General features: G+C 47.3%; 21 protein-coding genes and 1 other annotated feature. Of the genes, 11 read left to right on the forward strand and 10 right to left on the reverse strand.

The window, feature by feature from the left end; genetic code table 11:
• Positions 1–361: 361 nt before the first annotated feature.
• Entirely contained in the window at positions 362–2,944 is a 2,583-nt protein-coding gene (locus tag KNP87_RS00005) for a transglycosylase domain-containing protein (RefSeq protein WP_214720512.1), read from the reverse strand.
• Between the two features lie 150 nt (positions 2,945–3,094).
• Positions 3,095–3,299: a binding site (T-box leader), on the forward strand.
• Between the two features lie 49 nt (positions 3,300–3,348).
• Between KNP87_RS00005 and tyrS the strand changes: the two genes are divergently transcribed.
• Positions 3,349–4,596 carry a tyrosine--tRNA ligase gene (gene tyrS, locus KNP87_RS00010; RefSeq protein WP_214720513.1) on the forward strand — a complete coding sequence of 416 codons (1,248 nt, stop codon included), beginning with the start codon at positions 3,349–3,351 and terminating at the stop codon, positions 4,594–4,596.
• A gap of 45 nt (positions 4,597–4,641) precedes the next feature.
• Here the strand turns inward: tyrS and KNP87_RS00015 are convergent, their stop codons facing one another.
• The 3 genes from KNP87_RS00015 to KNP87_RS00025 form a co-directional block, all read right to left on the reverse strand.
• Entirely contained in the window at positions 4,642–5,169 is a 528-nt protein-coding gene (locus KNP87_RS00015; RefSeq protein WP_214720514.1) for a biotin transporter BioY, read from the reverse strand.
• A 117-nt stretch (positions 5,170–5,286) separates the two neighbouring features.
• Complete coding sequence (rpsD, locus tag KNP87_RS00020; protein ID WP_012371102.1) at positions 5,287–5,886, reverse strand: 30S ribosomal protein S4; 600 nt, start codon at positions 5,884–5,886, stop codon at positions 5,287–5,289.
• Between the two features lie 226 nt (positions 5,887–6,112).
• On the reverse strand, positions 6,113–6,598 hold the full coding sequence (locus KNP87_RS00025; RefSeq protein WP_026832318.1) for a GAF domain-containing protein: 486 nt from the start codon (positions 6,596–6,598) through the stop codon (positions 6,113–6,115).
• 220 nt (positions 6,599–6,818) lie between these two features.
• Here KNP87_RS00025 and ezrA point away from each other — a divergent pair, with 220 nt between their 5' ends.
• Together ezrA and KNP87_RS00035 are read left to right on the forward strand one after the other, a co-directional pair.
• Positions 6,819–8,525: a septation ring formation regulator EzrA gene (gene ezrA, locus KNP87_RS00030; RefSeq protein WP_026832319.1), complete on the forward strand. Its 1,707-nt coding sequence runs from the start codon at positions 6,819–6,821 to the stop codon at positions 8,523–8,525.
• A gap of 69 nt (positions 8,526–8,594) precedes the next feature.
• Positions 8,595–10,154 (forward strand): amidohydrolase, encoded by a 1,560-nt coding sequence (locus tag KNP87_RS00035; protein ID WP_214720515.1) that lies wholly within the window; start codon positions 8,595–8,597, stop codon positions 10,152–10,154.
• Between the two features lies 1 nt (position 10,155).
• Here KNP87_RS00035 and KNP87_RS00040 read toward each other — a convergent pair whose 3' ends face one another.
• Both KNP87_RS00040 and KNP87_RS00045 read right to left on the reverse strand, forming a co-directional pair.
• Entirely contained in the window at positions 10,156–10,920 is a 765-nt protein-coding gene (locus tag KNP87_RS00040; RefSeq protein ID WP_214720516.1) for a MerR family transcriptional regulator, read from the reverse strand.
• 86 nt (positions 10,921–11,006) lie between these two features.
• Positions 11,007–11,822, reverse strand: coding sequence for an NAD kinase (locus KNP87_RS00045; protein WP_026832322.1), 816 nt, complete (start codon positions 11,820–11,822; stop codon positions 11,007–11,009).
• A gap of 163 nt (positions 11,823–11,985) precedes the next feature.
• Between KNP87_RS00045 and tpx the strand changes: the two genes are divergently transcribed.
• From tpx to KNP87_RS00065, 4 genes are all read left to right on the forward strand, one after another.
• A complete protein-coding gene (tpx, locus tag KNP87_RS00050; protein ID WP_144239348.1) occupies positions 11,986–12,492 on the forward strand; it encodes a thiol peroxidase in 507 nt (168 codons plus the stop codon).
• Positions 12,493–12,595: 103 nt separating this feature from the next.
• Positions 12,596–13,504 carry a class I SAM-dependent methyltransferase gene (locus KNP87_RS00055; protein ID WP_214720517.1) on the forward strand — a complete coding sequence of 303 codons (909 nt, stop codon included), beginning with the start codon at positions 12,596–12,598 and terminating at the stop codon, positions 13,502–13,504.
• A 121-nt stretch (positions 13,505–13,625) separates the two neighbouring features.
• Positions 13,626–14,837, forward strand: a complete 1,212-nt coding sequence (locus KNP87_RS00060; protein WP_028105868.1) for an acetate kinase — start codon at positions 13,626–13,628, stop codon at positions 14,835–14,837.
• A gap of 335 nt (positions 14,838–15,172) precedes the next feature.
• Entirely contained in the window at positions 15,173–15,775 is a 603-nt protein-coding gene (locus tag KNP87_RS00065) for a 3D domain-containing protein (RefSeq protein ID WP_026832326.1), read from the forward strand.
• Positions 15,776–15,874: 99 nt separating this feature from the next.
• Here KNP87_RS00065 and KNP87_RS00070 read toward each other — a convergent pair whose 3' ends face one another.
• Positions 15,875–16,312, reverse strand: coding sequence for a universal stress protein (locus KNP87_RS00070; RefSeq protein WP_026832327.1), 438 nt, complete (start codon positions 16,310–16,312; stop codon positions 15,875–15,877).
• 152 nt (positions 16,313–16,464) lie between these two features.
• Here KNP87_RS00070 and KNP87_RS00075 point away from each other — a divergent pair, with 152 nt between their 5' ends.
• A complete protein-coding gene (locus tag KNP87_RS00075) occupies positions 16,465–17,190 on the forward strand; it encodes an SDR family oxidoreductase (protein WP_026832328.1) in 726 nt (241 codons plus the stop codon).
• A gap of 67 nt (positions 17,191–17,257) precedes the next feature.
• Here the strand turns inward: KNP87_RS00075 and KNP87_RS00080 are convergent, their stop codons facing one another.
• Positions 17,258–18,364, reverse strand: coding sequence for an aminopeptidase P family protein (locus tag KNP87_RS00080; protein WP_026832329.1), 1,107 nt, complete (start codon positions 18,362–18,364; stop codon positions 17,258–17,260).
• A 155-nt stretch (positions 18,365–18,519) separates the two neighbouring features.
• Between KNP87_RS00080 and KNP87_RS00085 the strand changes: the two genes are divergently transcribed.
• On the forward strand, positions 18,520–19,830 hold the full coding sequence (locus KNP87_RS00085) for a DRTGG domain-containing protein (RefSeq protein WP_026832330.1): 1,311 nt from the start codon (positions 18,520–18,522) through the stop codon (positions 19,828–19,830).
• A gap of 43 nt (positions 19,831–19,873) precedes the next feature.
• Here KNP87_RS00085 and KNP87_RS00090 read toward each other — a convergent pair whose 3' ends face one another.
• Positions 19,874–20,191: a YtpI family protein gene (locus tag KNP87_RS00090; protein WP_026832331.1), complete on the reverse strand. Its 318-nt coding sequence runs from the start codon at positions 20,189–20,191 to the stop codon at positions 19,874–19,876.
• A gap of 65 nt (positions 20,192–20,256) precedes the next feature.
• Between KNP87_RS00090 and KNP87_RS00095 the strand changes: the two genes are divergently transcribed.
• Positions 20,257–21,192, forward strand: a complete 936-nt coding sequence (locus tag KNP87_RS00095) for a DHH family phosphoesterase (protein ID WP_214720518.1) — start codon at positions 20,257–20,259, stop codon at positions 21,190–21,192.
• Positions 21,193–21,253: 61 nt separating this feature from the next.
• Here KNP87_RS00095 and KNP87_RS00100 read toward each other — a convergent pair whose 3' ends face one another.
• The gene (locus tag KNP87_RS00100; RefSeq protein WP_214720519.1) at positions 21,254–21,448 is read right to left on the reverse strand and encodes a YtzJ family protein; all 195 of its coding nucleotides are present in this window, start codon (positions 21,446–21,448) and stop codon (positions 21,254–21,256) included.
• Positions 21,449–21,603: 155 nt separating this feature from the next.
• Between KNP87_RS00100 and dnaE the strand changes: the two genes are divergently transcribed.
• The gene (gene dnaE, locus KNP87_RS00105) at positions 21,604–24,771 is read left to right on the forward strand and encodes a DNA polymerase III subunit alpha (RefSeq protein ID WP_214720520.1); all 3,168 of its coding nucleotides are present in this window, start codon (positions 21,604–21,606) and stop codon (positions 24,769–24,771) included.
• Positions 24,772–24,811: the final 40 nt, after the last annotated feature.

Here is a 24,811-nt window from a genome sequence, read left to right on the forward strand (position 1 = left end):
CCTGGTCCACTTTTCGAACGAGATGGTCCTGCGGGACCAATTGTTCCAATGTGATGGTGATGTTCTCAGAACGATGATGTTGGTCTCTTTTTCCCATCATAATGAGTCCTCCTCTTTCGAATGTCTATGCTAGTTTTATACCCGGAAGTATGAAAGAAAAAGCGTTTGTTCGCTCGTAATCGCTTCCTAGGGAAAAACAAGCAGGAGCGACCCAGCAGCGAAGCGATGCGGCGCGATGCTTGTCCCAGGAAAACGATTCGAAGCGAACAAAAAAGCGGTTCTTCTCAATCAAGAGAAAAACCACTACTTTGTCTTCAGTCTGAACACTGATCCTTTCAGATCAGTGTTTTTGGTAAAGAAGTTATTCAGTTTCTTGCTTGGCGTCATTTTCTTTCTTTTTAGCGTCCACCTCGGCTTTGCGTTTGGCTTCAGCCTCTGCCTTCGCTTTGGCATCGGCGTCAGCTTTACGTTTCGCATCAGCCTCAGCTTTCGCCTTGGCGTCGGCGTCGGCTTTACGTTTCGCGTCAGCCTCAGCTTTCGCTTTGGCGTCGGCGTCGGCTTTACGTTTCGCGTCAGCGTCTGCTTTCGCATCGGCGTCAGCTTTACGTTTCGCGTCCGCATCCGCTTTTTCATCCTCGGCTTTTTGTTTGGCGTCTTCAGCCTTCGCTGCATCTTCTTTTTTCTTTTCTTCTGCTTGCTTTTTCTTTTCTTCAGCGGCTTTTTTCTTCGCCTCTGCTTCTTTTTTCTTTTTATCCTCTTCTTTGAAACGACCTGTATTTTTAAAGTCGTTGGCGCTGACTGACGCTGGCTGATTAAAGCGGGCATCTGACTTAAAGTAACTGCTGTTTGCGTTATACGTCAGATTCGCCATTTGAGCCCATAGATTTTGCGTCCGTTGGTAATATGTCGTCGCACCTAACAAGGAATTGTTTTGGTCGTGTCCCGTCCAGACAGCAAGTGTGACACCTGGTGTAGAGGCGACGAGGTACGAATCCTTGATTTCATTTGTCGTTCCTGTTTTACCGGCCCAATCTCCAGGTGCATTGAGTAAGGAATTAGCATACTGGGCTGTTCCTTTATCAAAGACACCACGCATCATATCAAGCGTGAGATATGCCGTACGGTCTTGATAAATTTGTTTTTTCTTCGCTTTTGCTTTGTAAATATTTTTGCCGTCTTTTGTAATCTTCGAGATGACATATGGTTTCACGTATTCACCGTAGTTCGCAAGTGTTGCATAAGCACCTGCCAGTTCAACTGGAGTGATTTCCATTGTCCCGAGCGCAGCAGACGGCGCATAACGAATATTGTCGGGAATTTCGATGCCCATGTCGACTAACTTTTGAATCGAGTTCGACATGTTCATTTTTTCGTACGTCTTAACAGCCGGAACGTTTAATGAGAGTTCCAATGCTTCCCGAACCGTGACATTGCCACGATAACGTCCACCTTCGTTGTTGATCGGGTTGTCACCCGGTTGACGAGGAACGGTCTGGTAATAGTATTCTTCATCGTTGATCGTCGAAGCTGGCGTAATTAATCCATTTTCGATTCCGTTTGAATAAACAAGAATCGGTTTAGCTGTAGATCCGATTTGGCGTTTCGCCTGGAAGGCGCGGTTGAAATCGTCCGCTGTCCCATCGGTGTAACGACCGCCGACAAAACCAAGAATACGACCGGTTTCGTTTTGCATCAAGACGGCAGCTGTTTCTTCCGGATCTTTTTTCGTGACCGTCTTTTTCGTTTTCGGATCGACGACTTGCTTGTATTGCGGAGCTCCCGGGAAGTTCGCCGCATTTTTGGCAGGAGTCTGCATCGCTTCATGAATTTTTTTGTCGAGTGTTAAATGAATTTTATAACCACCTTGACGGATGGCAACAAGTGCCTGATCTCGATAGTTGGCTTTGACTTCGGCCAGTTCAGATGGTTTCACTTCATCTTCCTTAACACCATCTTGTTTCATGAGGTAACTGGTCATGATTTTTAACGCTTCTTTTTCGGCTAAATCATAGACATACGGGTACGTGTCGCGTGAACGAGTTGATGTTTTAGCGAAATCTTTTGTAATGTCGTATTTGACAGCCTTTTCGTACTGCGCTTTTGTGATGTTTTTAGCAACATACATCCGCTTTAAAACAGTTTTCATGCGGTTCGTGCTCGGTGTTAAGTCTTTTTTGACAACACCGCCTTGAAGATATGGCGTGTAGTAGTAAGGGTTCTTCGGAATACCGGCCAAGAAGGCAGCTTGCGGTAACGTCAGTTTCTTGGCGGGTTTATTAAACACGCCGCGTGACGCCGCTTCGATTCCGGCGATGTTCCGCCCTAAAGAGTTTCGTCCGAATGAGACGACGTTCAGATACGCTTGAAGAATTTCATCTTTTGTCATGGCGTTTTCAAGACGCAGTGCCAGAATGATTTCTTTTGCTTTCCGTTCGAACGAGACTTCGTTCGTTAAAATCTGGTTTTTGATGAGCTGTTGTGTCAACGTACTTCCGCCTGTTCGTGAAGCAGAGTTCGTCAGCTCTTGAAGAACGGCACGTAATGTTGCTTTTGGCACAACACCATCATGTTCGTAAAAATCAACATCTTCTGTTGAGAGGACTGCATCAAGCAGGTAAGGTGAGATTTCTTTGATATCAACGGGTTGACGTTCTTCATCAGTCGAGATGTTCGTCAACTTTTCGCCGCTGCCCCAGTAAATTTCGCTGGTGATCGCATAGCTGTTCACTTGTTGTTTCATGTCTGCCAGTTGTGGTGCTTTCGTATCCTTGACGAGTGATGCGAAATAGCCGCCAGCTGCACCGACAGAAAAACTTCCGACGAGTAAGACACCTATGATGAGGAATAAAATGATATTCCAAGATACGTCGTATGTGATATTCGACCAGTGCCGAACGGCTTTCGTTCGGGGGTGATTCCAAAACTTGAACCAGTTCTCGCGCATAAATGATCTCCTTTACATCTTAAACTTGGGTGTAAATTAACATTAAATCACAGATAGACGTATTATACCATATCTGAAGTATTAGAAAGTGGCTTGACAGTGGATTCTGCTTCGACGTATCATGGAAACATCTTAGGATAATTATATAAAAAATAAGCTGTGAATGGAATTAAGTAATGAATCGCTCCCTGTATCAGAGACCTAGTGGTGCTGCGAACTAGGACATAGCGCTTTCATGAATTACGCTTTCAGGAGCTTCTTGAGAAATCAAGCGGACTGTGCCCCGTTATCGGCAATCTAAGTGGCATGATGTTCATGCAATTAGGGTGGTACCACGGAATATTCCGTCCCTTCGTTTATACGAGGGGACGGTTTTTTTTAGACTATTTTTAGGGGGAAGACAGATGACGTTACTTGAAGATTTAGAGTTTCGCGGCTTAATCAGCCAACTGACAGATGAAGAAGGAATTAAGGAATTGTTGGCCAGTCCGACGACACTGTACACAGGATTTGATCCGACGGCAGATTCCCTGCACATCGGACATTTATTGCCAATCCTTGTTCTTAAACGCTTCCAAGAAGCCGGGCACCATGTCATCGGCTTAGTGGGTGGCGCTACCGGAATGATCGGTGATCCAAGTGGTCGTTCGACGGAACGTTCATTAAATACATCGGATATCGTCGAAGAATTCGCGAACCGGATCAAAGGACAACTATCTCGCTTTTTACCGCTTGCAGGTGAAAATCCGGTGACGATCGCCAATAACCTGGACTGGACAAAGGATTTGACGATCATTGATTTCTTGCGTGACATCGGAAAGCATTTCCCAATTAGCTACATGCTGGCGAAGGATTCCGTCGATTCGCGTCTCCAAAATGGGATTTCGTTCACGGAATTCTCATACATGTTGCTGCAATCGTTTGATTTCCTGAAGTTGTACGAAAATGAAGGATGCCGCCTTCAAGTTGGAGGAAGCGACCAGTGGGGGAATATCACGGCAGGAATGGAATTGATCCGCCGCGTCGGTCATGATCAAAAAGCATTCGGCATGACGGTTCCACTTGTCACAAAATCAGACGGACAGAAATTCGGAAAAACAGCCGGCGGCGCAGTCTGGCTCGATGCCGATAAAACGACGCCATACGAGTTTTACCAATTTTGGTTTAACGTCGACGATCTCGATGTCATCAAGTTCTTAAAATACTTTACGTTCCTGACGCATGAAGAAATCGGAGATCTCCAAACAGAAGTCGAGACAGCACCGGAAAAACGGATTGCCCAACGTCGACTGGCGGAAGAAATGACAGTTCTCGTTCACGGAACGGATGCGTTGGAACAAGCGAAACGCATCACACAAGCGCTCTTCAGCGGTGAAATCAAATCATTGAAAGCAGAAGACATTGCCGATGCTTTCAAAGGCATGCCGCGTTTTACACTCGGTGAAGCGACGAACCTGGTCGATGTTCTCGTTGAAGCAAACATCAGTCCGTCAAAACGTCAAGCACGTGAAGATGTGACGAACGGAGCGATCTACATCAATGGAGATCGGGAACAGGAATTGACGAAAGAGATTACAAAACAAGATGCGATTGGTGATTTTACAATCATTCGACGTGGGAAAAAGAAATACTTTGTACTCGAGCACGCTTAAACCTAAAAAAAAGAACGCTGACGGATTTCGTCAGCGTTCTTTTTATTACGCGACCCGGAATAAGCGAAGCGGGAGCAAACGAACGGCAATCGTCGTCGCAAGCAAGGCTTTTAATACGTCGCCGAGGATAAATGGAATGTTGATGGTCAGGGCATCAAGGAAAGACAGTTGTAAAACGGCCATCAAACCAAATGTACCGAGCAGATAGACAAGTCCAAGCCCGAACACGATCATTCCGATAAACAGCGGCAGGAAACGACGTGTCATTTCAGCGACCAGACCGATAAAGAAACCGGCAATCGGGAAAGCAATCAAATAGCCGACCGTCGGACCGACGAATGGGGCAAGTCCTCCTTTTCCACCAAGTAAGGGAAGACCGGCGGCAGCGAGCAGTAAAAAGACCAGGACAGCAAGTCCACCACGTTTCGCACCGAGGATGGCACTGACCGTCATGATGGCAAGCATTTGAAGGGTGATCGGAACGGGTCCGACAAGTTGGAGTTGCGGCAGTAGACTGACCGCGGAAATGATGGCAGCACCTAAAGCGATAAATGTAAGATCTTTCGTTTTCATAACATGACACGTCCTCTTCATTATGTGTTAACCAATATAAATAAAAGGTTAACACATAATGTGAAAAAGGGAAACACAAAAAAAGCACCCACCGAAGTGGATGCTTGAAACAACTGATTAACGTGAGTAGTACTCAACGACGAGTTGTTCTTGGATTTGATCGTTCAATTCAGAACGCTCTGGAAGACGGACGAACGTTCCTTCGAGCTTCTCAGCATCGAAAGTAACGAAGTCTTTAGTTGCTGGAGCAACTTCGAGTGCTTCTTTGATAACGACAAAGTTCTTCGATTTTTCGCGAACTGAGATCGTTTGACCTGGTTTCACGCGGAACGACGGGATGTCGACGCGAGCGCCATCAACTTGGATGTGACCGTGGTTGACGAGCTGACGAGCAGCACGACGTGTACGAGCCATACCCATACGGTAAACGACGTTGTCAAGACGTGCTTCAAGTAAGAACATGAAGTTCTCACCGTGGATACCAGGCATTTTGCCAGCATCGTTGAAGATACGGTTGAATTGGCGTTCGTTTACTCCGTACATGTGACGAAGCGTTTGCTTCGCTTGAAGTTGAAGACCGTACTCAGACATTTTGCGACGGCTGTTACCGTGTTGTCCTGGAGCGTACGGACGTTTTGCGATTTCTTTTCCTGTTTCAGTAAGAGAGATACCGAGACGACGTGAAAGTTTCCAAGCTGGACCTGTATAGCGAGCCATAATAAGACTCCTCCTTAGTGTTCGTTATTATTTGCATAAAAATAATAACGCCATCAAACCCACGTTACGCCCATTTCATGATGTGGCACCCTCGCTTGATAGCAAAGTTACACGATGCCCCTCCGGCAAAAGCCGAGTCATGAAATGTGATACGTAAGCGATTTGACCGCTATCGTTATCATTTCTGCACTTTTACAAGTATACGTCTGCTGATTCCTGCTGTCAATCAAATATGACGAAGAAGAATTTCGCTGAACGCTTCGAGACCGGCTTGGTCCGTTTCGTCAAAACGACGGAGTTCCGGACTATCGATATCGAGGACACCAATTGTTTTTCCATCTTTAATCAATGGAACGACGATTTCTGAATTGGTTGCGGCGTCGCATGCGATGTGCCCCGGGAAAGCGTGCACGTCCATGACGAGTTGTGTTACCTGATCTTGAGCAGCTGTCCCGCAAACACCACGTCCGAACGGGATGCGGACACAAGCCGGCAAACCTTGGAATGGACCGAGGACCAATTCATTTTGCTCGGAATCCGTCAAATAGAAACCGACCCAGTTCGTTCGATCGAGAAATTGACCAAGCAATGCGCTGGCATTGGCAAGATTGGCGATTTGATTGGTTTCTCCGGTAAGTAAGGCATCCAGTTGCTTGTTCAGCATTTCGTATTGTTTCGTGCGGTCACCATCATAAGTCGTTGTCTCAAACATGTAGCATTCCTCCTGAAAAATCATATTTTATTCATCTTATCGGGTTTTTACGTGACTGACAAACAATTGATTTCAAGAAACGGGTCTGAAAAGTTCGGAAGAAATTAGGAAAAGCCCGAGTAAATCTATGCAAATCGGTTGCGCTATACTATTATAAGGATAAGATTAAAGCGAATATATGAGAATATGAAGTCGCTTGACAGGGTGGAGGTCGTAACAAATGTGGGCATGGGTGATTGGCGTCATCGTCATCGTATTACTCGTCATGCTGTTCAGCATGATCAGTCGGAAAAAATATTATACGAAAATCGATGAACTTGATCTGCGGAAACAAGGAATCATCAGCGCGTCGATTCCGAAGGAGTTGCAAGAACTGAAAGAACTCCCGATGGCGGGTGAGACGGAGACGAAATTCACTTCCTGGCACCAAGCATGGGAGGAATTAGTGACAGTCCACGTCGCACAAATCGATGAGACATTGTATCGGGCGGAAGAAGGACTGGACGGGTACCGATTCGTTGCAGTCAAAAATGATTTGGAAGTAACCGAGCAATTGATCGGTGAGCTGGAAGGGTTGATTGAAGGAATGCTGACGGAGATGTCGACGTTCAAGGAAAATCAATCGGTTCTCGCAGAACTGAAAGCGCAAGGGGAAACCGATTCCAGTCAAGTCCGGAAATCGTTGTTATTGCAAGCAACCTCGTTCGGACCAGCTTTACCTAAACTCGAAGAACAGGCGGAAACGATTGACCAGCTACGAACTGAAATGGTTGCGTTCGAGGAAGCGGGAGAAGTCACGAAAGCTTACGAAACAAGCCTTCAATTGGAAGCGCAAGTTGAAAAAACGCGCCAATTCGTTGAAGTGATTCCGAAACATTGGAAGACGCTTGCCCACGAGTTGAGACAACGGATCGATCAATTGAGTGCCGGTTATAAAGAGATGACGTTAGACGGCTATCCGCTTGAACCTCTAGGAATGCAGTCCGACATCAAACGGTTTGAAGAACAACGTTTGAGTCTCGTCAAAAAGTTAGAATTTCTTGAAATCAACGGTCTTGAAGAACAAGTCCAACAACTTGCGGCCGACATCGATCAAATGTACGACACGTTCCGACGTGAAGTCGATGCCCGTCACCATGTGAAAAAAGAAAATCAAGCGTTGAAACAAAAAGCTTTGCGGATGCGTGAGAAAGTTCATCAGTTGGCGCAAGAGTTCAGCATGTTACGGGAAAACTACGAAATTTCGGCGGACTTGGGCGAACATTACGAGTCGATTCAACGCGATGAAGAAATGTTGTTTGGTGCCGCAAAAGATTTGGATGAGTCCATTGCAAGTCGGATCATTCCGTTCAGCATGCTTGAAGATCAGATGCGGGATGCCGTACGTCTCGAAGAACAGCTGATGATTCAATATGAACGGTTTACTGTGGAACTGCAGGCGCTGCGCAAGGAAGAAACAGAAGTCCGGCAGCGTGTCACGGAATGGCGGCAAATCGTTTCCTCGACACGTCTGCGTCTAAAACGACTCGGGCTACCGAAAATTCCGGCAGAGGTAGAAGAAGCATTACAAGCTTCGAACCGTTCCCTGCAGACGCTCGAATCACGCTTCGAGGAGCTGCCGTTCAACGTCAGTTACGTCGTGGCGCAGAGCGAAGATGTCAACGGAACGTTTAAACTTCTGCAAGAACGGATAGATAAATTAGTATTCGAAGTCACTTACGCAGAACGACTCGTCCAGTATGCCAATCGGTTCCGGCGACACGACAATGAGATACATATGTCGCTGACGATTGCCGAGACGAAGTTCCTCGCAGGAGATTATGAGCGGACGATCATTTTGGCAGAACGTGTATTGGAACAATTTGATCCAAGTTCGATTGACCGAATTCGAAAAGCATGCGGACAACAAGAGACGATGCATGCATAATCATCACTGACAACTCAGGGTGGCCTTTCAGGTCACCCTGTTTTTGTAAAACAAAAGGGAGCGATTCAGATGGGAACACTGTATGTGAACGGCGTCATCCGGACGATGACACATGAAAATGAGGTTCAACCGGCGATGTTTGTCGAAGAGACGAGAATCATTGCAATGGGAGAAGAGGGTACGCTGCGCCGACGGTTCGGAAGACGTGTGACGACGATTGTCGATCTAAACGGGAAAGCTGTCTACCCGGCGTTTACAGATGCGCATATTCATTTGATTGGTTACGGAGAAGCCATCGGACGAGTGGACGCCTCTAGTTATGCAACACTAGATGAACTGGGAAAAGCCTTTGTTCAGGCGGAAGCCGTCAATGGGTTGCACGTAGCAGAAGGCTATGATGAGACGAAACTGGACCGTGCACCGACCAAGGCATGGTTAAATCAATTGTTCCCAACTGAACCGGCGTTGCTAAAACGGACGGATCGTCACACGGTACTCGTCAACGATGTCTTGTTCAAACAACTCGGATACAAGGCATCGACGGTCATCGAAGGCGGTAAGATCGGTTTGCTCGAGTCCGGTGAAGCGGATGGTTTCTTGTACGATGCAGCAATCGAACCGTTGTATGCTTTACAATCGGGATCGGTCGAACGGAATAAGGCCTCACTCCGATCGGCCATCAAGAACTTGTATCGTCGCGGGATCATTGCTGCCCATACAGAAGATTTGGCATACCATGGTGAGTTGTCGGAAGTATTACAAGCGTACCGGGAAGTGACGGAAGAAACAGGCTTCCATGCCCACCTGCTCGTTCATCATTTGGTTGTCGATCAGTTCATCCAAACGAATCCTGAGTTACCGCCGACCTTGTCGGTTGGAGCGATGAAACTGTTTGTCGACGGGGCATTGGGTGGACGGACGGCGTTACTTGGAAGAGGATATTCAGATGACGCGACGACACGCGGCATCGAAGTCCATTCACCGGAACAACTGGAACAACTCGTAAAACGAGCCCGGAGCTACGGCTTTACGGTCGCGGCACACGTCATCGGTGACTTGGCGATCGAGCGTTTTGTGACGGTCCTTGAGAAGTATCCGGCACCAAAAGGAACACGCGACCGAATCATCCATGCAACGGTCGTCCGTCCGGAACTCTTGGCACGGATTCGGAAGCTTCCTGTTTTGATTGATGTTCAACCGGTCTTCCTGCTCGACGATGCCGACTTTGCGCAAGACCGTCTCGGGTTGAACCGGCTGGACTGGGCGTATCGTCTGAAGTCACTGGCGGAAACGGGGGCGCTTCTGTGCGGCGGATCGGACGCACCGATTTCGGATCCTGATGTTCGACGTGCCCTCTATGCGGCAACTACCGGAACAGCGGGTAATATCAATAAGACGAACGAAGTCCTGTCGATGTACGAAGCTTTACTCCTGTTCACGAAAAATCCGCATATCGCAACCGATACACATGGACGAAAAGGAATGTTGCTTCCGGGATACGATGCGGACTTCGTCATCTTTGAACAAGACTTCTATTTATTGCGCGGAGAAGACATCTTACGAAACCAGCTTGTTGAGACGGTCCAAGCGGGAAAAACCGTTTTTCAAGCAGATCCCGTCTTACGGTAAGTCAGCGTGTTTGGGTGTAAACCGTAATAGCCGCTGCGTAGAAATCGGCTAAGCCCGGTTCATACGTTTCGTAATAGTTTCGGAAGCGTTCATCGGTGACATAAAGCTGTCCGAGCGACTGAAAATGAGTGAGATCACACGGATAGTAATGTTGGTCGATGAAAGCGTGTTGATCCCGGACGACTTGCTGGACTTCTGCGTCGTGAACGGGACGGTGAGTCCGGTACAACTGCGTCAACCGTTGATCCAACTGTTTGTGTTGCAGGCTCAATTGTTCTGCTTCTTGTGGACTTCGCCGTTGTTGGCGGATTTGACTGATCCGGTAGGCCTTGGTTTCGGCATAGTGTGTTTTTGCTTCTTCGGCATGCTGCGCTTCAAGCGCGGTGAGTTCTTCGTGACGAAGGCCACGGAAAAGTTGCTCATCGTTCATGTTGATTCCTCCTTCAATCGATTGGAGTGTCTGAGTGGCTAAATCAATTAAAGTCTGATAGTGCAGGGCGGTTTCCTGAAGACGTTGAATTTGATCCCGCAGGACGGCGCTTGCTTCCATCCGGTTGCCTTTTAGGAGGTGAGGGATTTGAGACAGCGGGACATGCAGTTCGCGGTACAACAAAATCTGTTGCAAACGGTGAAGCTCGGTCCGGGAATAACGGCGGTGACCAGCCGGAGTCCGGTGACTGGGAGTAAGCAAACCAATGCTTTCGTAATGGTACAGAGTTCGTTTTGAGACCCCGGCCAGCCGAGCCAATTGTTGCGTTGAATACATGTCTGACACCTCCTGGTTATGATGATAAGGGGTGACGTAACGGAACAGGCAATAAAAAAATCTGCCAAACGGCAGATTTTTTTATTCTATAAGAATGAACGTTGGATTTTATGCCAAAATGTATTGTTTGTTAATTTAACGGTCTTCAATTCTTTTTCGGATAACTGGATATCGACCGAATCGGTCCGTTTCAAACTGAGTGCTTCGTTGTCCATTCCGATGATCGGATAGTCATTGCCGTCTTCGATGATGCGCAGAGACAGTTTACGACCACGGTTCAAGAGGAACGCCGATCCGAGTGTCCGGTAGCGGTTATTGTTGACGGATGCGATTTCACTGACTTGGAGACAGTGAATCAATGGGTCAACAATCGCACCTGACAAGGATTTGTTGTAAGCTGTGGAACCGGTTGGTGTTGAGATGACCATACCGTCGCCACGGAAGGTCTCGAACAGGAAACCATCGATGTACACTTCAATGGCGAGTGATTTAATGATGCTTGATTTGACGGAACATTCATTCAGGCAAAGCATCCCCGGACCACCATTGATCGAAGCTTCCAGAAGCGGATAACGACGGACTTCAATTTCTCCATTCGAAGCACGGTTCCCGGTTTCTTTGAAAATCGCCTCAACGGACGACAAATCGTTGATGTCAAAGTCACAATAAAACGAATTTGGTCCTTCGGCAAAACCAACGTAAATGGCATCTTCGCGGAATCCTGTAAAGCGGGCGGCTTGTAGGAAAGCACCATCTCCGCCAATTGAAACGATGATGTTCGCTTGTTTATGATCCTGGACGACATTCAATCCATACCGATTTCCTACTTCAATCAGTTTACGTACCTGTGTCTCGTGTCTTTGTTTATTACGGTAATACAGGTAAACATTGTTTCGAGCCATGGTCAATTCCCCCTTGAAAGCGTTTCATGAACTCCTTCATTATACCTGTATTTAGGATAAATCGGTACTGATAGCTGAGGGCAGCGGAAGAAATCTTGTTTTACCGTCCGTGTGTTTTTATAGTAGAATAGGACAGGACTTAGAATCTATCGGGAAATGGGGAATTGACATGGCAACATTTAAAGGGAATGACATCACATTAATCGGAACACCGGTTGAAATCGGACAACAAGCACCAGATTTCGAGGTATTGGCAAATGACCTTTCACCTGTGACACGTGATACATATGCAGGCGTCCGGATTATCAGCGTCGTTCCATCTATCGACACAGGTGTCTGTGATGCACAAACTCGTAAATTCAATGAAGAAGCTGCAGAAATCGAAGGCGTAACGGTACTGACGATTTCGAACGACTTGCCATTCGCCCAACGCCGTTGGTGTGCATCAAGCGGACTGGATAACGTCGTGACGTTGTCGGATCACCGTGATCTGTCATTCGGGACGCAGTACGGTGTCGCGATTGAAGAACTTCGTTTATTGGCCCGTTCGGTGTTCGTCATCGATGCGGCGAATGAAATCGTATACGCGGAGTACCTCGAAGAGTCGACGAACGAAGTCGATTTCGAATCTGCTCTTGCCGCAGCGAAACGTGCAAAAACGACGAAGTAAGAATAGTTTACAAACGGCGTAAAACCGCTACAATGAAGATAATGAGAAAAAACGGCTCCCAAGAAGTGCGGGGGCCGTTTCGTTTTGAAAGGATGGAATACAGATGGAAGCTTTAGAAAATTTATATAAAGAACTGACACAACAAACACGTAAATTAGAACGTGATCTGGACATGCCGTATTTAGAAGCCTTGACGGAAGTCATCGATCGACTCAATGAGCGGCATACGGAAAATGTAGAATCCGAGACGGTACGTAAAGCGGTCTCACTCGCAATCCTGGAAGGGATGAAACAGGCGCAGCCGAATCATTTGCCGACGCCGGACAGCGTTGCCTTGTTTGCGGGTTATTTAATCGGGAAATTAATCAAGAAGGACGATGTCCGTCTGCTTGATCTTGGAAGCGGGACCGGCGGGATGTTGCATGCCGTCCTCAGTCAGCTTCCGAAAGATACCGTCGCAGAAGCGGTCGAGGTGGATGAGACGTTAATCCGTTTATCGGCGTCAGTCACGGAACTGCTTGATTATCCGGTCAACTATACGCACCAGGATGGACTGCGTCCGCTCTTACTGGATCCCGTCGATCTGGCGATGGCAGATTTACCGATCGGTTATTATCCGGATGAAGAAGCAGCGAAGACGTATGTCTTGAAGCGGGAAGAAGGGATGAGTTACAGTCATTTTCTTTTGATTGAACAAGCCATGAATTACGTGAAGCCGGGCGGGTTCGGTGTGTTCGTCATTCCGAACGGATTGTTCCAACATGATACAGAAGGAAAACTGAAACAGTATTTCGAAACAAAGGCTCATGTCATCGGTATTCTTCAGTTGCCTTTGACGATGTTCAAACAAGAACAAGCTGCGAAAAGTTACTTGATCGTCCGAAATCATCTGGCAGGGGTGACGATGCCGAAACAAGCATTATTGGCAGAGTTGCCGTCCTTTACCGATGCCCGTGCCTTTGGCGGAATGGTGAAACAGATTGATGAATGGATTAACACAGAATTAAAATGAAATGCGCAAAGTGATTGAAATCTGTTGTTAATTTGACTATTCTAGTGTAGAACAGAAATAGAGCAAGACTCATACAGATGTGAATGTCTACTGATTTCGAATGGAAAAGGGGAAATAAATCATGGCAAAGATTATGGCAGTAAACGCCGGTAGTTCGTCGCTTAAGTTCCAATTACTTGAGATGCCGAATGAGACGATGATTGCAGTTGGTTTAGTAGAACGTGTCGGAAAAGACGACGCAATCTTTACGATTAAATATGGTGAAGGACAGAAGTTTACGGATGTTCTTCCACTTGCTACACATAAAGAGGCCGTTGAATTGTCACTTGAGAAATTGATGGAATTTGGCATCATCTCATCGTATGACGAAATCAAAGGTGTCGGACATCGTGTATTACACGGAAAAGAAAAGTATGCTGATTCTGTTGTCATTACAGAAGAAGTCATGCAAGACATCGAATCATATACAGAGCTCGGTCCATTGCACATTCCACCAAACTTGATCGGAATCCGTGCGTTCCAAGCGATTTTACCAGATGTACCACAAGTGGCAGTCTTCGATACGGCTTTCCACCAAACGATGCCGGAAGAAAACTTCCTGTACAGCCTTCCGTACGACTACTATACGGAGTACGGCATTCGGAAATACGGTTTCCATGGTACAAGCCATAAGTATGTCACGGAACGTGCGTCTGAATTATTAGGTCGTCCGTTACAAGACCTCCGTTTGATCTCATGTCACCTCGGTAGTGGTGCTTCGATCGCTGCAGTTGCAGGCGGAGAATCACTCGATACGACAATGGGCTTCACACCGCTTGAAGGAATCACGATGGGGACACGTTCTGGTTCGCTTGATCCAGCCTTGATTCCATTCTTGATGGAGAAGACAGGAAAAACGGCAGAAGATGTCTTGAACGTCATGAACAAAGAGTCGGGTATTTACGGTCTGTCTGGTCTCTCGAGTGATTTACGTGATGTTGAGTCGGCAGCGACAGAAGGAAACCACCGTTCAGAGATGGCACTCCGAATCTTCGCAAACCGAATCCATGGATACATCGGACAATATGCGGCAGAGATGAACGGCGTTGATGCGATCATCTTTACAGCAGGTGTTGGTGAAAACTCTGATTCGATTCGCGAGCGTGTTTTACGTGGACTTGAATTCATGGGCGTTTACTGGGATCCATCCCTCAACAACGGCGCACGTGGTGAAGAATTGTTCATTAACTACCCGCATTCGCCGGTCAAAGTCATCATCATTCCAACAAACGAAGAATTGATGATTGCACGTGATACGGTTCGTATCGGTGGTTTGGTCGAGCAAAACGCTTAAAACGAACAGCATATGACTTTTAGTCCCGCTCCAACGTCTGTTGGAGCGGGACATTTTTATGTCCTTTAAACCGGATTTCAGCATCGATCAAAACACGATGAATCGGCTCGCGATTATTTTCTATTACAGGCGTTGTCATATAAAAATACAAAAAAAGAAAGTTAAACGTCAATTTGACGTAATAAACACTCAAAAATGAAAAAAATGAGTCTTTTGTAACACGATAGTAATAAAGGCGTCATCTTTTTGTGGTCTATATGTAACGGCACTGCTCCATTTTGTCATGTATATTAATGTAAGTTACAAAACAGGGACAATTATGGAGGAGAGATTACATGATGAAACGGATACTCGCTAGTGTTTTAGCAGTCTTGTTAGCACTCAGTTCGTTTGCAGGTCTTCAAGCGGAAGCTGCAGCCAAAAAAAATGTTAAGTCGTCGGTCGATAGCCTAGTTGTTCGTCAGAAAGCAACAACGTCGTCTAAGAAACTTGGTCTTTTATATAAGAATCAAACATTACCGTACAAAGCAAAAACAGGAAACTGGTACAAAGTCAGCTACAAAGGTAAAACAGCGTACTTAAGTGCCCGTTACTCAAAAGTCGTAACCAGTTCTTCTAAAAAACAATCAACGGGTGGCTGGAAAACACTCACGAATGTAAGTGCTACAGCATACACACCGTACGATCCGGGCAGTGGTAACTTAACGGCAATCGGTTGGAACATCAAGAGCTCTAAAAAGAAAGTCGTTGCAGTTGATCCACGTGTCATTCCGCTTCGTTCAACAGTAAAAGTGTATTACAAAGGGAAATTAAAAGGGACGTACACAGCAGCTGATACGGGTGGTGCGATTAAAGGGAAAAAGCTTGATATCCTTTACTACTCACGCTCTGAAGCATTTGACTGGGGTCGTCGTAACGTCACCGTTAAATTCAAATAATCCGTCAGATCTATTGCACATCGGTGCGATAGATCTTTTTTTTGATCAAAAAAACACTCCACCCGCAGGTGAAGTGCTGAAAAATAGTAATGAGTGCGGTTAAAGACGGACAATCAAGACGTCACATTTGGCGTAACGGGTAATGCTTTCGGATACACTACCGATAAAGAAGCGTTCTACAGCGTTTAATCCGGTGGCACCACAGATGATCAAATCCACATTGTGGTTGGGGGCGAGTTTCTTGGCGATGGTTACTTTAGGAGAACCGTATTCAATTGCGACTTCAACATCTTTGACACCGCGTTCTTGTGCGGTTTTGACATAGTCATCCAGTAATTCCTTGGCGTACGATTCGGCGCGTTCTGTAATCGTCCGGTCATAGGCCTCGACGGTCGCAAAAGTCCGTGTATCGATGACGTGTGCAATGACAAGTTTGGCATCGTTTCGAAGTGAGACGTCAATCGCTGTTTCAAAAGCACGTTCTGCTTCTTTTGAACCGTCGACTGCTACTAAAATGTTATGATATACAATTGCCATTCTGTATCCATCCCTTCGTATTCAGCTGATCTTACACCCTTATTATACCATTCCCTCAAATGGAAGATGACGAACATTTAAGGAGATTTAAAAATTGTTCTTCCTCAAGGGAACCCGTAAGATGGAAGGAGATGAAAGGAGGCGATGCCACGATGAGGCACGCATTGATTACAGCAGGAACAAAAGGGCTCGGGGAGATGGTGACCCGCCGCCTGCTCGAAGAAGGGTGGCACGTGACGGCACTTCATCGCTCGAAACCAACCTTCGAGCACGAACGTTTACATTTGATTGAAGCGGATGTGACGAAACAAGACGAATTACTGAGTGCCGTAGAGCAAACAGTGGAGAAACACGGACGCATCGATGCCTTGATCTTAAATGCAGGACCGTATATCTTTGAACGGAAGTCGCTTGTCGATTATTCGGATCAAGAGTGGAATGAAGTCGTAACCGGAAATCTGACGGCTAGCTTTTGGTTGTTACGAAAAATTCTTCCGATTATGCGCGAGCAACACTACGGACGGATTGTTACATACGGCTTTCCGGAGAGTGCGTCAGCACCCGGATGGATTGACCGGGCAGCATTCGCAGCCGCTAAAAGTGGGATGGTCAGTTTGACGAAAAGTGTAGCGCTTGAGGAGGCGGGCCACGGGATCACCGTGAACATGGTCAATCCGGGTAATATCGTGGGTGAAAACAAATCGAAGCGGATTGAGCAGGCAACGGCGGACGATCAGACGCCGGTTGGACGGACAGGTGTCGGGGAAGATATCGCCCGGGCCATCTCGTTTTTACTGGCGGAAGAATCCAGTTTGATTACTGGGGCAATCCTGGATGTTACAGGCGGCGTCAACGTCGTCCATCAATCGCGTCAATGAGTTTAGGAGAAAAGTTCGAAGATAGAATAACAGGGTCCATTCCGTTTTTCGGAATGGACCCTGTTATTTACTGTACAGATGGAAGAGACTGAAGATGTTTTGGAGATTGATTTAACGCTTCCGGTCCGTTTTCCGTAAGATGAATATCATCTTCAATCCGGACGCCGCCGACGTTTGGAACATAAATTCCCGGCTCGAGCGTATAGACGATACCCGCTTCAGCCGTCAATAGATTGTTTGAAGCGAGTGACGGGAATTCGTGGACATCAATTCCAAGACCATGTCCAACCCGGTGTGTGAAGTACTCGCCGTATCCTGCCGTTTCAATGACGTCCCGAGCAGCTTTGTCGAGTGTACCAAGCGTTACACCAACACGACTCGCTGCGGTTGCTGCTTCAAGTGCGCCAAGGACCGTGTTGTAGATCGTTTTCTGTTCTTCGCTCGCTTCTCCGTAAACGAAGGTCCGTGTGATATCAGAACAATATCCTTTCCACACGACACCGAGATCAAACAGGACGAAGTCTCCTTCTTGAATGACACGGTCACCAGGGACGCCGTGCGGGTCAGCGCTGTTTGCGCCAAACAAGACTAACGTATCAAATGACATCTCGCGAACACCTTTTTTCTTCATTTCAAACTCGATTTCCGCGATGACTTCCATTTCCGTGACGCCGGGGCGAATCGCCTGTTTCCCGATTTCGACGGCTTGATCGGCCAATTCAGCTGCTTCACGAAGGATGTCGATTTCTTGGGCATCTTTTTTGACACGTAACGCCTGCAGTTGCTCACCGATATCGAGGATCGCCGCATTTTCCTGACGGGACTCCAGTTCCTTGAAACGGCTGAATGTCATATGCTCCCCTTCGATTCCGATCCGATTATTCGAGACGGCAAAGGTTTCGAGAAGCTGACTGATTTTATCAAATGGATTTTCGTGGTCGGCATACGTGACGACGTCTCCATCCCAAGGGCTGGCTGAAACGATATTCGCTTCGAGTGCCGGGCAGAAAAGGGCACGTTTTCCATTCGCATCGACGATGACCGCCATGACGCGTTCATGTGGTTCAGCGTAGACACCTGAAAAATAGAAAACGCCGGCTTTTGACGTAATCAACGCCACATCGATTCCTGATTCTTGCAATACACGACTGATTTGATTTGTCCGTTCTAACATGTCGTTACCACCTCTCGTTTCTTGTCACGTTTTAGTATACCAAAGTTGGATTTGGAAAACATTTCTCAGAAATCAGACTAGTACACTTTTCATTCTTCCGAGTAGTACAGTATAATGACAGGAGAGTAGAATATAGGAAAAAGAAGGGATACAGCATGCCTACGAAACATGAACAGATCATCCGGCACATTGAGGATCTCGATGTGGGCGCCAAAATATCCGTCCGGCAAATCGCGAAGGACCTAACGGTATCCGAAGGTACGGCGTATCGTGCCATTAAAGAAGCAGAGAATTTAGGGTTCGTCTCGACGATTGAACGTGTCGGAACGATCCGGATCAAGAAAAAGCAAAAAGAGAACATTGAAAAATTGACCTTCGCAGAAGTCGTCAATATCGTCGATGGACAAGTGCTTGGGGGACGAGACGGACTTCATAAAACCTTGACGAAGTTTGTTATCGGAGCAATGAAACTGGAAGCGATGATGCGTTATATCGATGTCGACAGTCTTGTCATCATCGGAAACCGGGAAAAAGCCCATGAACTCGTGTTAGAAGCAGGGGCTGCGGTTTTGATTACCGGTGGTTTTGATACGACGGAAGAGGCGAAGAAGCTGGCTGATGAAATGGAATTGCCTATCATTTCGACGTCATATGATACGTTTACCGTCGCGACGATGATTAACCGGGCCATCTATGACCGGCTGATTAAAAAAGAGATTTTACTGGTATCGGATATTCTGATTCCGTTGCATGACACGTTTTATTTACAGACGAACGATCCGATTGCCAGATGGCATGAACTCAACGAACAAACGAAGCATAATCGTTATCCGGTCATCGATGAACAAATGAAGGTCGTCGGTGTCGTGACAGCGAAGGATATCATTGACCGTCCGCATGATTGGCCGGTCGAAAAAGTCATGACCCGTCACCCGATCACTGTCGGAATCCGGACCAGTGTGACGAATTCCGCCCATCAGATGGTTTGGGAAGGAATCGAAATGTTACCGGTCATCGATCAGTACGGACGTCTGCTTGGTATCATCAGTCGGCAAGATGTTTTGAAAGCGTTACAACTGGCGAACCGGCAACCGCAGGTCGGAGAGACGTTTGACGACTTGATTACGGGACAAATCAAAGCAGCAGAAGATGCAAGAGGTCCTTATCTCTCGCTCGAAGTTTCTCCGCAGATGACTAATTTCATGGGGACGGCTTCAAGTGGTGTCTTGACGACCTTGCTTGTTGAAGGCGCAACGCGGATGTTGCGTCACATGAAAAAAGGGGACCTCGTGATTGAAAATGTCAGCATCTACTTCATCAAACCGGTCCAAATTGAAAGTACGATTACGATTCGGGCGAACGTGTTTGATGTCGGACGGAAATTCGGGAAAGTCGATGTCGAGATGTACCAAGGCACACAAATCGTCGCGAAGGCGCTCGTGACTTCACAACTAATCGATCGATAAGTCGTTTTCAGAGCATAAAAAAAGACGGTCATGACCGTCTTTTTTACGACTGTTCCGTTTGTTCCATTTCCCGGACGACATACGGATAGATTTTTTTGTAACGGATGAAGCCCGCAATAAATGAAGCAACACCGATTACGATCAGGATCGAACAAACGATTTTTCCTGTCAGTGTCGTCAAACCGTCACCGGACACAAACTGATTGACGGCAAACAAAATGACGAACAGGCTGAGCCAGATGCTCGCTTGCGTATTAAATAAAAATTTTCGATTCGTACTTTTCGTATGGAATGCACGTCGTTTTGCGAGTAAATATCCACCAAGCGACAAGACGATTAACAGAATGAGAACAAACTGCATATGATAACCTCCTTTTCTTTCTATATCTGTTTGTATCATATCAATATTTAGAGGAGCTGTGCACTGTGAAAGAACAAATCAGACAATTGATTGAACAAGCATCGACGATCATCATCCATCGGCACGAACGGCCGGACCCGGATGCACTCGGCAGCCAGTTCGGCTTACGGACGGTTCTGCAACACCAATTTCCGGACAAAAAAATAAAAGCAACCGGCGAGATGGCAACGTCGCTTGCTTTCATGGGGACGCTTGATGCGGTCGAAACAGATGAGTATCCGGACGCACTGGTCATCATTTTAGATACAGCAAACGAAGCGCGAATCGATGGTAAGGATGCGTTACGCGGTCGAAAGACGATTAAAATCGATCATCATCCGGACGAAGATCCTTACGCTTACATCCAACTTGTCGACCCGACGGTCAGTTCGACGTCAGAGTTGTTGGTCCATCTGTTAAACGAGTGGGGATACGTGATTCCGGAACCGGCGGCGATTCAGTTTTACGCAGGTATCGTCGGAGATACCGGTCGTTTTCAATTCAGAGGGACAACGAGCCGGACGTTTTCGGTCGCGGCACAATTATTGGATACAGGGATCGACACGGACTGGCTTTACCGGAATATGTATCAGACGGAACTGGCAGCTTTACAACTGCAAGGATATGTTCTCCAACACATCGAGTTGACGGAAGCGGGTGTCGGTTATGTCGTCTTGACACAAGAAACGCTTAAGGCATTTAACGCGACTGTCGAACAGGCTTCGTTACTCGTGAACAGCTTTGCCGGTCTGAAAGGGTTAAAAGCGTGGGCACTCTTCCTTGAAACGGATCAGGAAGTCCGTGTTCGTCTACGCTCAAAAGGACCGATCATCAACGAGGTCGCAAAAGAATTTAATGGAGGGGGACATCCGATGGCATCCGGTGCGACGATTCAAAATCTAACCGAAGTCGATGGTGTCATTTCCCGTTTGAATGAAGTGGCGGGAGCCTTCCGCTTCTAGACAAAAAGAGGCTGCTCGCTACAATCCTGTGTCGGATGCATGGCGAACAGCCTTTTTGTCTTCAATTCGTTGAAGCCTCTTCTTGGGGAATGAACCAAATTCCACGTTCTGTGTGGTCTTCGATGACGTTCAGTTCCAGTTCCTTGACAGCCTTCCGGATTTTTTCAGCAATTTCTTCAGTCTCAGTAAAGGCAGTCACACCTAACTTTAACTGTTCAACTTTTTCGCGAGCGATTTGGCTACGGTTTAAAATCATGGCAAACTCTCCTTCCATGCAAGTCATGATGTTCTCTTTTTATTGTAGCGAATAATTCACGGAATGGCGAGACTCAGGAACAAGCAGATATGACACTTCTGAAAACGTTTTAAAATGGTGGAACATAGACGATGAAAAAGAATGGAGGAGGCAGTATGATTCAGCTAAATGTCCGGACAGCTTATAGTCCCCTGCAGAGTACCATTCGAATGGATCGGTATCTTGACGAATTAAAACAACGAGGCGCGCATGCAGCCGCGATTTGTGAGACAGCGTTGACCGGCGTGCCGGCATTCATCGCCGGTTGCGAGCAACGGGACCTGCTTCCGATTGTTGGTTTGGAACAGGATCAGGCAGATGACGAACTGACCATCTTGTGGTACGCCAAAACAAGCGAAGGTCTGAAGGCACTGTATCGGCTGTCGAGTCAGATGCCGGTCGAGGACTATTCGGACTTGGTTGCCATCTTAGAACCAAAACGACAAGCGCCGGATGACGAGGCTCGGTTGCGACGCCTCGTTTCCCAGTGGATCAGCCTTGCGCAAAATGCGACTGTTTATTTGGGTGTAAAGGCGGCGCGCTCCACCGTGGAGCGAGAGAGCCGGGAACACTACCGCCAGGCAGCGTATGCACTTGGAATCGAGACGATTCCGATTGATCCCGTCCGTTATTTACGGCGAGACGAGGCGGAAGCCTATCAGGCTGTCCGGGCGATCGATGAGGGAACAACGTTTCAAGAACAAAAAATCAACCGGACGGCGTATTTGAAGTCAAATGAAGAATTACAGGAACACTTTACGGAGCGGGAACGGATGCTTGTCGAACGATGGGCAACCACACAACAGGCGTTGGTGTTACCGTTCCAGTCCCGTCCCTTACCGCGGGTGACGGAAAATTCGGATCAGGCTTTAAAAAAACTGGCCCATGATGGATTGTTGGCACACGGTCTTGTCGATACCGTCGCAACAGACCGGTTGCAGTATGAACTGAACGTGATTGAAAAAACCGGTTTTGCCGATTACTTTCTGATCGTTGAGGATATGGTCCGGCAGGCGAAAGCAAAAGGTATTCAAGTGGGACCAGGACGTGGTTCTGCCGCCGGTTCACTCGTCAGTTACGCCCTAGGCATCACGACAGTTGACCCGATCAAATACGGTCTGTTATTTGAACGCTTCTTAAATCCCGAACGGATTTCGATGCCTGATATTGACATTGACATCGAGGACGAACGGCGGGAAGAAGTACTTGATTATTTGGTCGAACGTTACGGAAGAGCACACGTCGGACAAATCGGAACGCTGTCTACGCTCGGAGCAAAGGCAGCACTTCGTGACGTCGCGCGCGTGCTGGAGTTTTCGAAAGATGAGACAGATGCAGCAGCTAAACAACTTGGGAAAGCGACGACCTTACAAGGATTGGAGCAAAAGGCGGCAATCTACCGTTGGTTCTCAGGCAGTGAAAAACGACGGCAACTGTTGCAGCTGGCTCAAGCGATTGAAGGGCTGCCACGACAACGTTCGATTCATGCAGCGGGTGTTGTGATCGGATCGGACGATCTCATCGAGACAACGCCTGTCGATCGGAATGCGAGTGACCGGTTCGTCACTCAATATTTGATGAAGGCACTGGAACAACAAGGATTATTGAAAATCGATCTGTTAGGTCTGCGGAACCTGACCCGGTTACGTCAGATGGAACACTTGATTCAACATACACATCCCGGATTTTCTGTTGAACAGATTCCGGAAGATGATGCCGTGACACTTCGGCTGTTCTCTAAAGGCGAGACGGATCAAATCTTTCAATTTGAATCAGCCGGGATGAAGCAAACCTTGCGGGAAGTCAAGCCGACACGTTTTGAAGATTTGGTCGCGACGATGTCGCTGTTTCGTCCGGGACCGATGAAATTCATTGACTTGTATGCGAAACGGAAAGCGGGTCAACCGTATCAGACGGTCCATCCGATTTTAGCTGAAATTTTACAGTCGACGTACGGTGTCATCGTCTACCAGGAGCAGATCATGGAAATCACACGCCGTGTCGCCGGGTTTACATTGGCACAGGCTGACTTGTTACGTCGGGCGATTTCGAAGAAAAGCAGTCAATCGGTCGAATCCGAGAAAAAACGTTTTATCGACGGTGCACTCGGAAATGGGTTCGAAGCGAGCGTCGCCGAGACGTTATATGATCAAATCGAACGGTTCGCTGGTTATGGATTTAACCGGAGTCATGCCGTTGCTTATACGAAAATCAGTTACGCATTAGGATATATGAAGGCACATCATCCGCAAATCTTTTCTCTCGTCTCAATCGATCAGCCGGAACGTCTGGTCCGTGTCATGCGGGAAAAACGATTGCCGGCGTTGCCACCGGATGTCTGGATGTCGGATTATCGTTCAACCTTAGAAGGAAAAGGTATCCGTCTTGGTCTGCAAACACTGCGTGGAATTACGGAAAAAGATTTTCACAGCTTACGAGAAGCCGCTAAAACGTCGCAAACGATTACCCAATTGTTATCGGCCGTTGGTTGGGGGAAAAAAGAACGGACGAAGATTGAACTGCTGTTATACAGCGGAGCACTGGATCGCGCGACGCACGGCGATCGAGCGTTGGCTGAACAAGAAGTCTTGGATTACTTTACGATGGCGTCCAATACGTTGTTGCCGGATGAACTCGCAAGTCTCGGGCGAAGAAAGACGGTTGCGAAAACAAGCCGGACAGCCACGGATTGGGCACGGCTCGAGCGGGAATCACTTGGATTCTGGTTGACGTATTCGCCATTGATGACGGCGATGAAACCACAGGTTGAGACGACACATTTTCAAGCCATCTCTGCAGAAGCCGAACAGACCCATTACCTCGTCTGTTACATCGATCAGCTGCGCGAATTCAAAACGAAACGGGCCCAGACGATGGCCGTCATCCACGCGGTCGACGGTTATACGACAGAGGAAGTCGTCGTTTTTCCGAAGCAGTACGAGCTGTTCAGCAGATCGTTATACGTCGGCAACGTGCTCTTGATCGAAGTCAAGGCACAGGAACGGGAAGGAAACCGGCAGTTTGTCCTGGAACGGTTACGACCGCTTGGGCAGGACGTCTTGTTTATCAAATTGCCGTCCAAAAATGAGTTGGCGGTGTTGGAACGGATTTTAGAAACGGCCCCGGGAGACATTCCGGTAGTCGTCCGTTATGCCGATACCAATGAAACGAAACCGTTACCAGGAATCTATGCGATTCAACACAACGAAGAATTGCTGGCACAGCTACGAATTCGGTTCGGGGAAACGAATATCGTCTTGAAAAATGTCCCGCGTTCGACCTAGTAGTAGGTAATAAGATTTGTTATAATAAGGGGTAATTGGT

Origin of the sequence: Exiguobacterium sp. s192 (assembly GCF_018618795.1) — a bacterium.
GTDB classification, from domain to species: Bacteria; Bacillota; Bacilli; order Exiguobacteriales; family Exiguobacteriaceae; genus Exiguobacterium_A; species Exiguobacterium_A undae.

Bases quoted from the DNA above. Each gene is read 5' to 3' on its own strand.
- KNP87_RS00005 (WP_214720512.1), bottom strand. From the start codon at position 2,944: ATGCGCGAGAACTGGTTCAAGTTTTGGAATCACCCCCGAACGAAAGCC.
- tyrS (WP_214720513.1), top strand. From the start codon at position 3,349: ATGACGTTACTTGAAGATTTAGAGTTTCGCGGCTTAATCAGCCAACTG.
- KNP87_RS00015 (WP_214720514.1), bottom strand. From the start codon at position 5,169: ATGAAAACGAAAGATCTTACATTTATCGCTTTAGGTGCTGCCATCATT.
- rpsD (WP_012371102.1), bottom strand. From the start codon at position 5,886: ATGGCTCGCTATACAGGTCCAGCTTGGAAACTTTCACGTCGTCTCGGT.
- KNP87_RS00025 (WP_026832318.1), bottom strand. From the start codon at position 6,598: ATGTTTGAGACAACGACTTATGATGGTGACCGCACGAAACAATACGAA.
- ezrA (WP_026832319.1), top strand. From the start codon at position 6,819: ATGTGGGCATGGGTGATTGGCGTCATCGTCATCGTATTACTCGTCATG.
- KNP87_RS00035 (WP_214720515.1), top strand. From the start codon at position 8,595: ATGGGAACACTGTATGTGAACGGCGTCATCCGGACGATGACACATGAA.
- KNP87_RS00040 (WP_214720516.1), bottom strand. From the start codon at position 10,920: ATGTATTCAACGCAACAATTGGCTCGGCTGGCCGGGGTCTCAAAACGA.
- KNP87_RS00045 (WP_026832322.1), bottom strand. From the start codon at position 11,822: ATGGCTCGAAACAATGTTTACCTGTATTACCGTAATAAACAAAGACAC.
- KNP87_RS00055 (WP_214720517.1), top strand. From the start codon at position 12,596: ATGGAAGCTTTAGAAAATTTATATAAAGAACTGACACAACAAACACGT.
- KNP87_RS00060 (WP_028105868.1), top strand. From the start codon at position 13,626: ATGGCAAAGATTATGGCAGTAAACGCCGGTAGTTCGTCGCTTAAGTTC.
- KNP87_RS00065 (WP_026832326.1), top strand. From the start codon at position 15,173: ATGATGAAACGGATACTCGCTAGTGTTTTAGCAGTCTTGTTAGCACTC.
- KNP87_RS00070 (WP_026832327.1), bottom strand. From the start codon at position 16,312: ATGGCAATTGTATATCATAACATTTTAGTAGCAGTCGACGGTTCAAAA.
- KNP87_RS00075 (WP_026832328.1), top strand. From the start codon at position 16,465: ATGAGGCACGCATTGATTACAGCAGGAACAAAAGGGCTCGGGGAGATG.
- KNP87_RS00080 (WP_026832329.1), bottom strand. From the start codon at position 18,364: ATGTTAGAACGGACAAATCAAATCAGTCGTGTATTGCAAGAATCAGGA.
- KNP87_RS00085 (WP_026832330.1), top strand. From the start codon at position 18,520: ATGCCTACGAAACATGAACAGATCATCCGGCACATTGAGGATCTCGAT.
- KNP87_RS00090 (WP_026832331.1), bottom strand. From the start codon at position 20,191: ATGCAGTTTGTTCTCATTCTGTTAATCGTCTTGTCGCTTGGTGGATAT.
- KNP87_RS00100 (WP_214720519.1), bottom strand. From the start codon at position 21,448: ATGATTTTAAACCGTAGCCAAATCGCTCGCGAAAAAGTTGAACAGTTA.
- dnaE (WP_214720520.1), top strand. From the start codon at position 21,604: ATGATTCAGCTAAATGTCCGGACAGCTTATAGTCCCCTGCAGAGTACC.